Below are 12,451 nucleotides of genomic sequence, written 5' to 3' on the forward strand. Positions count from 1 at the left end.
CTCGATAAAGGTCTTGTCGCCGTGATTTCCATTGGAACTCCGCTGCTGTGGTCGCTGTTTGCGGCCTTCGTCGTCGTCGCGCTGCTGATCGACTTCTTCGCCCTCAATCGCCAGGGCGCGCACCGCGTCTCCATGCGCGAGGCCGGCATCTGGACCCTGATCTGGGTGGCCGCCAGCTTCGCGTTCGTCGCCTTCCTGTGGTGGCGGCTCGGCGGTCTGGGCGCAGACGAAGCGGCGCGCGCACTGGCCAACGACAAAGCCCTGGAATTCATCACCGGCTACCTGATTGAAAAGGCGCTGGCGGTCGACAACATCTTCGTGTTCCTGCTGCTGTTCACCTATTTCGCGGTGCCGCCGGAATTCCAGAAGCGGGTACTGATGATCGGCATCCTTGCCGCTTTGGTGCTGCGCGGCGCGCTGATTCTGGTCGGCGCCTGGCTGATCGCCCAGTTCCACTGGATCCTCTACCTGTTCGGTGCCTTCCTGGTGTTTACCGGCATCAAGATGTGGTGGGCCGCAGGCCAGGAGCCGGACCTGGACTCCAACCCCGCTCTGAACTGGGTGCGACGACGGTTCAAGATTGCGCCGAACTACGACGGCGAACGCTTCTTCACCCGCGTCGACGGCATCAAGATGGCCACGCCGCTACTGGTGGTGGTGCTGCTGATCGGCATCGTCGACGTGGTGTTTGCGGTGGACTCGATTCCCGCAATCTTTGCGATCACCACCGACCCCTTCATCGTGCTGACCTCCAACGTGTTCGCCATCCTCGGCCTGCGCGCGATGTATTTCCTGCTGGCCGGCATGCATGAGCGCTTTCACCTGCTGCCCTACGGTCTGGCCGTGGTGCTGGTGTTCATCGGCACCAAGATGCTGCTGATTGACCTCTACAAGATCCCGGTGCAGTGGTCGCTGCTCGGCACCGTCGTGATCCTGGGCTTGACCATGGCGCTGTCCGTCATGATCCCGCCCAGGGGCGATGACAAGCCGCGCGGCGGCTACCCGTTTGGTCGAAAGAAGGAGAGTGCAGACGAGCAGGAGTCCTGAAACCACGGACTGAGCGCGGGCCGATCATTCGAGCCCGCCCGTTCAAGCCCGCGAATGAATCCAGCCGCGCCGCTCCCAGGCCATGGCCAGCACCAGCGACTGCAGGCCGCGGTACGCGGTCATGGCCAGCCAGATCGCGGTCAGGCCCAGGCCCCACACCGGGCCGAGTAGCCAGGCCAGCGGCAGGAACAGCAGCCATTGCAGGCCGACGCTGACGCTCATCACCAGGCGCGCAGCGCCGACGCCGAACAGCGCGTGCATCAGGATCAGCCCCAGGCCGTCGATGAAGATGCCCAGGCCGATCAGGCGCAGCGGCAGCACGCCCAGTTCCACCAGTGCCGGGTCGGGCAGAAAGATGCCGAGGATGGCGCGCGGCATCAGCACCATCGGCAGACCGATGCCCAGGAACAGGATGCTGGCGACCTTGAACACATCCCAGGCCCAGCGATGCGCGTCAACCGGATCGTTACGACCCAGCGCCTGACCGGCCAAAGTCGCCGCCGCCAGTCCGAAGCCAACGCCCGGCAGCACCGCCACCAGCGAGACGTTGATCAGCACGTTGGCCACCGCCAACTCATTGGTGCCAACCTTGCCGACGATCCAGAACAGCACGGTGAAGCCGGCGGCGAACAGCAGTTGCTGGATCGACGACGGCAGGCCCAGCCGTAGCAGGTTGGAGAACTGCTCGCGGCTGGGGCGACGGGCCAGAAAGCCGGCCGGCCGTGCGTAGCGCCAGCCGAGAACGAAATAGGTCAGGGTGCCGATGAAGATGGAGATGGTGGTGCCCAGGCCGGCGCCGGCTACACCCATTTCCGGAAAGCCGAACTTGCCGAAGATCAAACAATAGTTGAGCGCGATGTTGATGCCGTGCACCCACAGCAGCGTGTACATGTACAGCCGCGCCAGTTTGATCGCGCTCCAGTAGCCGCGGAACGAAAAATTCATGCCGATGGCGAAGATGCTCAGCAGGCGCAGTTGCAGATAGGTGCTGCCGGCCTCGATCACCTCGGGATCGTTGTTGAGCGCGCCGATGATCGCGGGTGCCTGCCAGATCAGCAGTGCGGCCAGCGGCACGCCCATGGCCAGCGACAGCAGGATGCCGCCGTTGAGCGGCACCGCGGTCTCGTCGAGCTTGCCCTCGCCGACTCTGCGCGCGGCCATCGCCTGCACCGCCGACGACATGCCGGTGATGAAGGCCACCGCCATGAAGTTGAGGAACGAGGCCAGGCCCACGCCGGCCAGGGCCGCCGGACTGAGCCGGCCGACCATCGCGGTATCCACCAGATTGAGCACGTTCTGCGACACCATCGCGGCGATGATGGGCAGCGCCAGCACCATCACCTCGCGCGAACGCTGTTGGTCCAGGCGCCAGCTCGGCGGCAGCCGCGGGACACGCCCGCGCACGGGCGCGACTGGCGACGGCGACGACAGGCTTATTTCTCCTCGATCGTGCTGACGATCATCGCCGCCAGGTTGAACGGCTGATCGCCGAGTTTCTTGCGCAAGTTCTTCGGCAGGCTGTTCTTGTCGAGCTGCAAGGTGGACACCTGCGCGTTGCCGCGCGCGGTCAGACCCGACCAGCTCTCCATATGCGGGCCGCTGTGGCGTGCTGGACGGATGCCCATGGCCTCCAGCTTGTCGCTGCGCGGGATCAGATCGTGCGCGCCGCGATCCAGCGAGGCGGTGGACGCGGTGACCTCGATCCAGTTGTTGAAGTCGCGCTTCATCAAGGGCTCGGCCAGGCGTTGTACCAGCGGGTTGGAAAATGCCCGCCGCGCACTGCGCGTCGCCACATCGCCGATGAAGGCCGCCGCCGGTGCCAGCGCGCGCGACTCGCTGCCGCGCTGCTTGCGGCCCAGCTTTTTGGTACGCGGCGGCGAAGGCGCCTGCAACATCGGTTTGAGCACGGAAGCGAAATTGGTCTGCAGATGGGCGCGCACCCGCATCCGTTCGCCATCACCGTGCGCTTCGCTGTCGACGGTGACGTTGAGCTTCAGAATGGAGCCGAACACACCGGCTGGCAGTTCCGCCTGGAAGTCGAGGTGGTCCTGTCCACCGCCCAGACCGGGCAGCGAAGCTAGCGCCAGCTCGTCCAGGCGCGTGCGCAGTCGATTGAGCAGGCTCATGATCGCGGGGGACGACCGTCGTTCGGGTCGCAAAGGATGGAAGGCATGCGCAAATCATATCGCTTCGTCGTCACTGGTCGCGTGCAAGGGGTATTTTTCCGGCAGTCTTCGCGCCGGCAGGCGCTGGATCTGGGTCTGGACGGCTGGGTTCGCAACCGCGACGACGGCGCCGTCGAAGGTGTGGTAGCCGGCTCGCAAGATGCGCTGGACGCCTTCGCCGCATGGTTGCGGCGTGGTCCGCGGGCTGCCCAGGTCCAGGCACTGGACTGGGCCGAGACCGGGCAGACGCCGGCCGCCGGCTACGAGGTGCGCCGGTAGATCGGCGCTGCCCCTTGAAACGAACACGGCGCGCAGTGCGAACGCAGTAGTGTCAACCGTCGCTGAACACGCGCCGCCACACGCCCGGTAGCGCCAGCACGCCTAGCACCGCACCCGGAAAGAACACCAGCGGCAGATCGATCAGCCAGTGATCCGGCGGCAGCGCGCCCAGCAGAATTTCTGCGACGTGGCCCAGCGCGTGCCCCAGGTAGAACAGCGCGGCCAGCACGAACACCGCATGGCGCTGCATCGGCGCGCGCAGCACCCAGATCAGCGCGCCACCGAACAGGCCGTAGACCAGGCCGACGTCGCGCACGAAATGATCATTGGGTTCGCCGGTGTCGGAGACGCCGGGAATCCACTGAAACCAGTGGGCGACGGAGCCGAAAATCCAGACCGCGTTGACCAGACTCACCACGGCGACGCCGACCACCAGCCAGCGCACCAGAACGGTCATCGGATTCTCCGGTCAGCCCCGCTCGGCCCATGCCAGCCATAGAAAGCCGACCGTCCCGATCAGAGTGGCCGGCGCGCCGACCCTGTAGCTCGCCCACACGATCCGGTTGGAGGTGCTGCCGCCCGCGGCGAGGCCGCGGGCGCCGGTGATCGCCGCCAGGGTCATCGCCAGCGCGATGCCGTAGCCGCCCAGGGCGATGCCCCAGGTCGCGATCACGGCGGCGGCCGACACAGAACTCCATAGCTGCAGGGCCGCGCCCATCGCGATGGTCATGACTCCGGTGCCGCACAGACCGGTGTTCGCGGCGCGCCAGGCCTCCACGCTACGCGCAGGCGCTTGCGCGACGATGCTGCGCAGGAACGGGAAACCGAGCAGCAGGCCGAGCAGCAGCACCACCGTGCCGTGAAAGATCAGCATTGCGCCCCTCCCCGAATCGTCGCGAACCAGCCGCCGGTGTCGGGGACTGTGGGCGGACACGGCCAAGCGCTCAATTACGCGTCAGGTCATGGGGCGCGCCCTCGACGCGTCTTGCCGCAACTGCAGTCTTGAGAAATTCGCGGCGATCAGTTGGGACCAGAGGAGGCTGTGCAACCCATTCTCAAACACTCGGAAACGGCCCGGTAATCGCCAGGGTCAGGCCCGCCGTCTGCTGATTGAGAAACAGCGTGCGCCCGTCAGGGGCGAAGCAGGCGCCGGCCAGTTCGGAATCGTTGTAGGGGTTGTCGGCAAAGGCGTACAGCTCGCCGTCGGGCGTCACGCCGACGACGCCGCAATGGCGTTGGGTGTCCTCGCACAGCAACAGATCGCCCCAGGGCGCGACGGTGAGGTTGTCGCAGTTGGCCAGGGTGTCGGGATCGCGCGATTCGACCCACAGTTCGAGTTGGCCCGGCGCTTCGGTTTCGCGCGAGCCACCTTCGAAAGGACTGGGCGTATAGCGAAACACCTGCCCGGCCTGGAGGGCGCCGCCCGAGGTGCAGGCCAGGTACAAGGCACCATCGCCCCACCACAGGCCTTCGCCGCGCGCGAACCGCGCGGCGCCGTCGCGATGTCCGCGCAGGCGCAGGCTGTCGTCCGGCGATTCCACGTCGGCCAGGTCGACCCAGCGTGCGGTGAAGGCTTTGCGCGCTTCCAGTTTCTGCGGGTTGCTGACCCAATTGCGCGTATCTGCCGCGGTCCAATCCTGCAGCGCCAGAGCCTGCAGACGACCGCCGGCGATCAGGCGACCGGGCGTGTTCGGCACCAGCCGGTACAGCAGGCCATCGGCGCGATCTTCGCTCAGGTACACCACACCGCTGCGCGGGTCCACCGCGGCGGCCTCGTGGTTGAAGCGGCCGAGCGCCTTCAGCGGCACCGCGGGCACCAACCGGTCGGCGGCGGCCGGCACTTCGAACACGTAGCCATGTTCGCGGGCATGAGTCGGGCCGGGGCGCGACACCGACTCTTCGCAGCTCAGCCAGGAATTCCAAGGCGTGAGCCCGCCGGCGCAGTTGGTGTCGGTGCCGGCCAGGCTCAACCACTGGCGCTCGACCTGGCCGCGGGCGGGGTCGTAGATCAGCGTGGTGGTGCCGCCGCAGGAGGGCTCGGAACCGCCGGCGTCGTACAGCAGGGCGCGATCAACCCCGGCCAGCCGGGTGTGATCGCGACCAAAGGGGCCGCCGCGCAGCGGCACCCGTTCCGGGTTCAATTCGTGGTTGCAGACCAGGCGCACGCGGCCGTCACGGTCGGCAAAGGCTGCCATGCCGTCGGCCATACCGGGCACCAGCAAGCCGTCGGCCATTTCATCGCCTGCGCGGGCGATCACGCGATAGGAGAAGCCCCGCGGCAGATCGAGGATGCCGCCGGGATCGGGCTGCAGCGGGCCGAAACCCGGGGCCGGATTGTTGGCGGGGCCGGCGGCCTGCAGGCGCTGCCATCCGAGGAAGGCGGCGGCGACCGCACCGCCGCTGGCGACCAGGAACTGCCGGCGCGATATCGCCATGCCGGCTGCCTTCAGGGCGCGCAGGTCTTGAGGCGCATGGCGCCCAATACTTCGTTGAGGTCGAAGGCGGCCACATTGCCGTCGTCATGCACCGCAAAGAAGGCGCCGCCGGTAAAGCCGGGAAAGGGCTGCTGGGTCATCCACACGCCGTCGGTGTTGAGCGTGGTGTTGCCCTGGAAGCTGCCGTGATACTCCAGGCTGCGGCGCTCGAACACGTGAAAATAATTGGCCTGCTTGCCCTGGTCGGCGGCGAACCACCAGCCGCTGCCGTCGGCACAGGCGTACAGCGCAATGCCCTCCGGCTGGTAGTGGAAAACGCCGCCGCCCATGCGCTGTCCGCTGAAGCTGCCGTCGAGGCGATACGCCTTGATGTTGCGCTCGGCGTATTCCTCTTCGTCGGCGAGCATCAGCAGGCCGGTGGCCGGGTCGCCCCAGATCGATTCCACGATTTGGAGCACGCCGCGCCCCCGGGTGTCGCCGAAGCTGCGTTCGTGCTGGGCGCGAAAGCCTTCGGCGGTATCGCGCAGCAGGAACTGCTGCACGCGGCGATCCAACTTCGCGGGCGGGGGAACCTGCTCGTCCGGCGTCTCGTAATTGTCGGTGACGAACACGCGGTAATCGCCGCTGGCGAGCTTGTGCACCCACAGGCCGTAGGGTTTGCGCAGCGCATGCTCGCCGACGCTTCCGAAGTGCATCAGCGGTTCGAAGCCGGGCAGGCGCAGGACCTGTACGCGACGGTTGTCGCGCTCCACCACCAAGGCGAGATCGTCGATGACAAACACGCCGTTGGGGCGCTCGAACTGGCCCAGGCCGACGCCGGAACTGCCGAACTTCTGTTGTGGTTTTCCGCTGGCAGCGTCGTATACCAGCAGTCGATCGGTTTCCTTGGCGGTGGCGATCAGCCAGTGCTGACCGGCGGGGCCGTGCCAGATGGCGGCGGAATCGACGTTGTCCTGCAGATCGCGCTCGGTGGAATAGCGCTCGGCCACCGTCACCAGGCCGGCGACCTCGGGGATCGGCGGCTCGTTGAGGTCGTCGAGATAGTCACCCATGGTCTGGCAGGCGCTGAGCAAGAGCGCGGCGGCCGGGACGCTGAGCCGCATCCAGCAGCGTCGAAGAGCGTTAGCGGGTTTCATAGGGATGTTCGGCATGGCGATCAGAAGCTGGCCTTGAGGCCCAGCTCGTAGGTAGGGCCGTATTCCTCGTACTGCGAGGCGAAGCCGCGATCCTGGAAGTAGGCGTAGAAGGGTTCGTCGTTGAGGTTCACGGCGTTGAAGTAGAGCTGGTAGGCGCTGCCGAAACGATAGCTGCCGATGAAGTCGAGCTGCAGGTGCTCGTCGGCGTAGCGGTCGAAGGCAGGGTCGTCCAGCGCGCCGATCTCGTCCAAGTATTCGCTGCGATAGGTCGCGGCCAGGCGCAGGCTGACCCCGCGCTTCTCCCAGCCCAGGGCGAGGTTGCCGATGGTGTCGGACTGGCGCGGCAGCGGCGCCTTGTCGCTGCGCAGGGGCAGGCTGGCTTCGCTGTCGGTGAGGGTGAGGTTGGCCAGCAGCAGGAAGCCATCCAGCGGTGCCGGCAGGAAGGAAAATTTCTGCGAATAGCTGAACTCGGCGCCGAGCAGATCGGCGCTGTCGCCGTTGAGCGTGGTGATGGCCTCGTCGAAGTTCTCGAAGGTGCCCGGCTGTCCGGCGATGTCGGAGACCACAAAGAAATCCTTGATGCGCTTGTAGAACAGACCGGCCGAGATCACCGCGACGCCGCCGGGGTAGAACTCGATGGCCAGATCCAGGTTGTCCGAGGTCAGCGGATCCAGCTCCGGATTGCCGAACTCGGCGTTGCGCTCGAACTCGCCCTCGTCTTCCTCGATCTCGATGGCGGTGCGCGGCGACGACTGCTCGAAACCGGGTCGGGCGATGCTGCGCGACACCGCGGCGCGTAGCAGGGTGCGCTCGTTCAGCTCGAAGCGCAGGTTGGCGCTGGGCAGCCAGTCGGTGTAACGCTTCTCGGCGCTCAGCGACTCGATCACCGGATCGCCGCTGCCGGTTTCCTCGTCGATGGTCAGGCGCGTGCCCTGCGCGTCGTACTCGGTGCGCTCCACGCGCAGGCCGCCGACCAGGCGCAGGCGGCCGATGTCGGCGCGCGCCATGGCGTAGCCGGCGTAGATGTCCTCGTCGAGCGTGTAGTCCTCGAGCTGGGAGTCGATGGTGCTGTCGTCGCCATTGAGTTCGAAGCTGGCGCGGTTGGCATCGAAGAAGCTGCGCAGGGTCTGGCGCGACAGGATCGGCCCCCAGTTGCCCAGCGGATAATCCACGTTCTGGCCGGGGAAATCGGCCAGGCTGAAGTCGCCGCCGAAGCCGTCGTAGATCTCGGCGTCGAGATTACCTTCCTTGTCGCGCAGGCGTGCCTTGGCGCCGAATTTCCAGTAGCCGGGCGCGCTGCCGAACTTGATGTCGCGACGAACATTGAATGCCGCCGAGGTTTCGCGCTCCCGCGTGAAGCTGCTTTCCAGCGCGATTTCATCCAGCGCGTAAGTGGACGGATCGGCGAACGCGGAGTCGTCGCTGAACAGCCGCGGCTGTTCGCGATCAGACAAGTCGTAGCCAACGTCCAGCCCTTCACCGACGAAGGCCGCGCCCAGGCCATTGGGATTGTCTTCCTCGGCGAACGCATAGCCCAGCACGTAATCCAGGGTGTAGACGCCGAGCCGGTTCTCCGCACCGACGGCGGTGCTGAGTATCTGCTGGGTTTCCTTGCGCGCCTCGTTGAGCTTCTCGATCTCGCTGTCCGCAAAGTTGCCGTTGCTGCTGCTCAATCCCGTGATCTCGTCAGTATTGAAGGCGTAGACGTTGGAGAGCTGCACTTCGTCGTCGCTGAAATCGCTGTACAGCGTGCGCCAATACAAGTCGGTGGCCTCGCTGGGGCGGTAGTCGAAGTTCAGCGCCGCGCTGAGGCGTTCGCGGGTGATGGTGTAGTCGCGCTGCTCGGCTTCTTCCAGTCCGCGGAATTCGCCGCCGGGGCCTTCCAGGTCTTCGAAGCCGGCGGTTTCGACATTGTCGGAGCCGAAGTCGCGCTCGAACCAGCTCACGGCGGCGGCCACGCCGAAATTCTCCACGCCTTCGCCCACGCTGAGCAGGCGGGTGCCGGACACCGCGAGCTTGGGGCTCCACTCTTCGGCCAGATCGTTGTAGCTGCCCTCGCCACGCAGATTCAGGCTGTTGCCGCGATCGAACGCAGTGGCGCTCTTGAGTTCGACATTGCCGCCTACCGAATCGCCGTCCATGTCCGGCGTCAGCGCTTTGACCACTTCCAGGCTTTCCAGCAGATCCGACGAGATCACGTCCAGGTTGACCTGCCGCGAATCGCTCTCGGGACCCGGCACGCGCAGGCCGTTGATGGTGGTGCTGGACAGCGCCGGATCGATGCCGCGGATGATCACGAAGCGACCCTCGCCCTGATCGCGTGCAATCGACAGCCCCGGCACGCGCTGCAGCGATTCGGCGACGTTCTGGTCGGGAAACTGGCCGATGGCATCGGCCGACACAATGTTGCGCAAGCTGTCTGCCGCGCGCTGCTGATTCAGTGCGCCGGCCTGTCCCGCGGCCTGGCCCACCACCAGGATGTTCTCGACCGGCAGCACGTCGTCGCCGATGCGGATATCCAGCCGCGGCGGCACGCCGGCCGCCACCGTCAACGGGACCGTTTCCCGCGCCGCGCCCAGATATTCGACGCGGACGGTGTATTCGCCCGGCGGCACGCTGAGGAAGCGATAACGGCCATCGCGAGCGGTCACGGTCTCCTGGCCCAGCGGGTCGATGCGAACCAGTGCGCCCTCAAAGCCGACGTCGCCGGAGCGATCCAGCACGCGACCGCGCAACTCCTGACCGGAGACGGATTCCTGTGCAGACAGCGGTGGCACCATCCACATCAATAGGGCTGCGCAGCCGCAGCGAATTAGCCGATTCATTATTCCCCCAAGCGGCGATGACCACGCGCCATCGGCGCGGTCTGATCCGGGAGGACCCTAGCGGTCGCTTGTGAAATTTCGGTGACACGGGTCGGGCCGCTTCGACCTCGATTGTTGCGATGCGACGCCGCATGCAGGCCTCAGCCGGCGCGATGCTCGACGATGGTCGTGCCCAGGTTGTCGCCATCGATGTCCAGATAGATCTGCCGCTCGGTCACCGACAGCGCGACCTTTGATCGGCGCTGCAGCTTGGCTGCAGCCTGACGCACGAAATCGACGCCAAAGTCGTAAATCGGAATCTCGGCAGCACGATGGATGCGGCTGCCGGCATAGATCGCCAACAACGGTGCCGGATCGCGATGCACGTACAGCGCCGCCCGTCCTGCGTGCTTCATGCCACGATGCAGACGCTCGGCATCCGGCGCGCCCACCTCGATCCAGGCGGTGATGCGGCCGGTGAGATCGCGCACCAGCACCGCGGGCTCGTCCACTGCGGCGACGCCCTCGGTCAGTGCAATGCCCTCGCCATATTCCAGGCAATAGGCGAGCAGGCGCACCAGCATGAACTCCGCGGTCTCCGAGGGCTGACGCGCCATGCGCAGCTCGAAATCGGCGTAGACCTCGCGGTCCATGTCGGCGAGTTGGACAGTGAAAACGTGGACGGTCGCGGTCAGCGCCATACTGGTCTCGATGATCGATGGCGCGGGTCGGCCGCGAGGGGATACTGCTACGCGGGCTTTGCAGCCTGCAGCGCCTGGCCCATCTTCTGGTGAATCAGGTTCACCGCCTTGAGCGGCCGCAGCATCACCTTGAACTCGGTGAGCTTGCCGGCGTCATTCCAGCGCATCATGTCGACGCCGTTGATCTGGATGCCGTCCAGCTCCAGGGTGAACTCCAGCACCGCATCACGCTCGCCGCGCAGTTCGCGCACGTAGCGAAACGTATCGTTGACGAACACGAAGAACGCCGCGCTCAGATAGGCCTTGGTGATCTTTCTGCCGACCTGCGGGGTGTGCACCACCGGCGACAGAAACACCACCTCGTCCGCAAGCAGATCGTCGAGCAAGCGGGTGTCCTTGGACTTGAGCGCGCGGTGCCACAGCGCAACGGGGTCATCGGAAGGCGTTGCGGTCGTATTCATGGGTCCACCACTTCGGCGTTGAGGTCATGCTCGTCGGCGCCGATGATATGGGCGCGCACGATCTGTCCGGGCTTGAGCGGATCGATGCAGCTCAGGTACACCTTGCCGTCGATCTCCGGCGCATCGGCCCAGGAGCGGCCGGTGACAACGTGGTCTTCACCAATGTCGTCGACCATCACGTCGATGGTCTTGCCGATCTTGGACTTGAGTTTTTTCTTGCTGATCTTCGCCTGCGCCTTCATGAAGCGCTTCAGGCGGTCCTGCTGCACGTCTTCTGGCACATGGTCGGCCAGGGCGTTGGCGCGCGCGCCCTCGACCGGCGAGTAGGTGAAACAGCCGACGCGATCGAGCTGAGCCGCCTGCTGCCAATCCAGCAGTTCCTGGAACTCGGCCTCGGTTTCGCCCGGAAACCCGACGATGAAGGTGCTGCGCAGGGTGAGGTCCGGACAAATCCGGCGCCACGCGGCGATGCGCTCCAGCGTGTCCTCGGCAAACGCGGGGCGCTTCATGCGCTTGAGCACGCTGGGCGAGCCATGCTGAAACGGGATGTCCAGGTAGGGGACCACCTTGCGCTCGGCCATCAGCGGGATGATGTCGTCCACGTGCGGGTACGGATACACGTAGTGCAGGCGCACCCAGGCGCCCAGCTCGCCCAGGCCGCGACACAAGTCGAGCATGGAGGTGCGGTATTCCCGTTCGCGCCAGGTGCCCTTTTCGTACCTGAGATCCACGCCGTAGGCGCTGGTGTCCTGCGAGATCACCAGCAGTTCCTTCACGCCGGCCTTCACCAGCTTCTCGGACTCGCGCAACACCTCGTCGATGCGCCGCGACACCAGCTTGCCGCGCATCGACGGAATGATGCAGAAGCTGCATTTGTGATTGCAGCCCTCGGAGATCTTCACGTAGGCGTAGTGTTTGGGCGTGAGCTTTACGCCGATGTCATTCCCTGCCGCGCCGCCGCGGCGCCGCGGCACGGGTATCAGATCGAAGAAAGGTTCGTGCTTCGGCGGCACCGCCTTGTGCACCGCGTCCATCACCGCCTGGTAATTCTGCGGACCGCTCAGCGACAGGATGTCCGGGAATTTCTCGCGCACCACATGGCTCTTGGGACCTGCGCCGAGACAGCCAGTGACGATGACCTTGCCGTTCTCCGCCAGCGCCTCGCCAATGGCGTCCAGCGACTCTTCCACCGCCGAGTCGATGAAGCCGCAGGTGTTGACCACCACCACGTCGGCCTTGTCGTAGGTCGCGACGGTCTGATAACCCTCGGCGCGCAACTGGGTGAGGATGCGTTCGGAATCGACCAGGGCCTTGGGGCAGCCGAGGGAGACGAAGCCGACCTTCGGGGTCTTGCGGCGACGGACAGGCGGGGTGGCGGAAGCGGACATCGGTGTATTCAGGACCAGCGGGCGCGCATTGTACG

12 protein-coding genes are annotated in these 12,451 nt (G+C 65.8%); 2 read left to right on the forward strand and 10 right to left on the reverse strand.

Going from position 1 to position 12,451, the window contains the following annotated elements; all coding sequences use genetic code 11:
* The first annotated feature begins 21 nt into the window (after positions 1 to 21).
* The gene (locus ACOOHP_RS18910) at positions 22 to 1,047 is read left to right on the forward strand and encodes a TerC family protein (protein ID WP_420468029.1); all 1,026 of its coding nucleotides are present in this window, start codon (positions 22 to 24) and stop codon (positions 1,045 to 1,047) included.
* A gap of 42 nt (positions 1,048 to 1,089) precedes the next feature.
* Here ACOOHP_RS18910 and ACOOHP_RS18915 read toward each other — a convergent pair whose 3' ends face one another.
* A complete protein-coding gene (locus ACOOHP_RS18915; protein ID WP_420468030.1) occupies positions 1,090 to 2,451 on the reverse strand; it encodes an MATE family efflux transporter in 1,362 nt (453 codons plus the stop codon).
* Positions 2,452 to 2,480: 29 nt separating this feature from the next.
* A complete protein-coding gene (locus tag ACOOHP_RS18920; RefSeq protein WP_420468031.1) occupies positions 2,481 to 3,173 on the reverse strand; it encodes a hypothetical protein in 693 nt (230 codons plus the stop codon).
* A gap of 45 nt (positions 3,174 to 3,218) precedes the next feature.
* Here ACOOHP_RS18920 and ACOOHP_RS18925 point away from each other — a divergent pair, with 45 nt between their 5' ends.
* Positions 3,219 to 3,491 carry an acylphosphatase gene (locus ACOOHP_RS18925; RefSeq protein ID WP_420468032.1) on the forward strand — a complete coding sequence of 91 codons (273 nt, stop codon included), beginning with the start codon at positions 3,219 to 3,221 and terminating at the stop codon, positions 3,489 to 3,491.
* A 52-nt stretch (positions 3,492 to 3,543) separates the two neighbouring features.
* Here ACOOHP_RS18925 and ACOOHP_RS18930 read toward each other — a convergent pair whose 3' ends face one another.
* The 8 genes from ACOOHP_RS18930 to rimO form a co-directional block, all read right to left on the reverse strand.
* Positions 3,544 to 3,948 carry a hypothetical protein gene (locus ACOOHP_RS18930; protein WP_420468033.1) on the reverse strand — a complete coding sequence of 135 codons (405 nt, stop codon included), beginning with the start codon at positions 3,946 to 3,948 and terminating at the stop codon, positions 3,544 to 3,546.
* A 12-nt stretch (positions 3,949 to 3,960) separates the two neighbouring features.
* The gene (locus tag ACOOHP_RS18935) at positions 3,961 to 4,365 is read right to left on the reverse strand and encodes a hypothetical protein (protein ID WP_420468034.1); all 405 of its coding nucleotides are present in this window, start codon (positions 4,363 to 4,365) and stop codon (positions 3,961 to 3,963) included.
* A 181-nt stretch (positions 4,366 to 4,546) separates the two neighbouring features.
* Positions 4,547 to 5,926: an alkaline phosphatase PhoX gene (locus ACOOHP_RS18940; protein WP_420468035.1), complete on the reverse strand. Its 1,380-nt coding sequence runs from the start codon at positions 5,924 to 5,926 to the stop codon at positions 4,547 to 4,549.
* An 11-nt stretch (positions 5,927 to 5,937) separates the two neighbouring features.
* A complete protein-coding gene (locus tag ACOOHP_RS18945; protein WP_420468036.1) occupies positions 5,938 to 6,978 on the reverse strand; it encodes a phytase in 1,041 nt (346 codons plus the stop codon).
* Positions 6,979 to 7,082: 104 nt separating this feature from the next.
* Positions 7,083 to 9,848, reverse strand: coding sequence for a TonB-dependent receptor (locus tag ACOOHP_RS18950; protein WP_420468037.1), 2,766 nt, complete (start codon positions 9,846 to 9,848; stop codon positions 7,083 to 7,085).
* A 179-nt stretch (positions 9,849 to 10,027) separates the two neighbouring features.
* A complete protein-coding gene (locus ACOOHP_RS18955) occupies positions 10,028 to 10,567 on the reverse strand; it encodes a YaeQ family protein (RefSeq protein WP_420468038.1) in 540 nt (179 codons plus the stop codon).
* Positions 10,568 to 10,614: 47 nt separating this feature from the next.
* Complete coding sequence (locus ACOOHP_RS18960) at positions 10,615 to 11,028, reverse strand: nuclear transport factor 2 family protein (protein WP_420468039.1); 414 nt, start codon at positions 11,026 to 11,028, stop codon at positions 10,615 to 10,617.
* On the reverse strand, positions 11,025 to 12,416 hold the full coding sequence (gene rimO, locus ACOOHP_RS18965; protein WP_420468040.1) for a 30S ribosomal protein S12 methylthiotransferase RimO: 1,392 nt from the start codon (positions 12,414 to 12,416) through the stop codon (positions 11,025 to 11,027). Before rimO ends, ACOOHP_RS18960 begins: the two co-directional genes overlap by 4 nt.
* Positions 12,417 to 12,451: the final 35 nt, after the last annotated feature.

Source organism: Panacagrimonas sp., from assembly GCF_965216805.1.
Taxonomy (GTDB): Bacteria; Pseudomonadota; Gammaproteobacteria; order Nevskiales; family Nevskiaceae; genus Panacagrimonas.